This window comes from Flavobacterium sp. A45 (genome assembly GCF_002001005.1).
Classification (GTDB): Bacteria; Bacteroidota; Bacteroidia; order Flavobacteriales; family Flavobacteriaceae; genus Flavobacterium.
On sequence record NZ_MUNX01000103.1, the window covers coordinates 1 to 246 of the forward strand.

The window sequence follows — 246 nt, forward strand, 5'->3', positions numbered from 1 at the left end:
GCAGATCAAGTATTGAACTTGACTGTAACGCCAAAACCTGCAGATATAGTAACGAATCAAACGATTTGTTCGGGAGCGACCTTCACCTGGAACGGTACGGATTATACAACGAATCAGACAGGAACAAGATTCCCAGGAGCAGACGGTTGTACGGCAGATCAAGTATTGAACTTGACTGTAACGCCAAAACCTGCAGATATAGTAACGAATCAAACCATTTGTTCGGGAGCGACCTTCACCTGGAAC

Annotated in this window: 1 protein-coding gene; it reads left to right on the top strand. The window is 45.1% G+C overall.

Going from position 1 to position 246, the window contains the following annotated elements; genetic code table 11:
* On the top strand, nucleotides 1–246 hold a 246-nt coding region (locus tag B0E44_RS18850), incomplete at both ends, for a hypothetical protein (protein WP_165688805.1).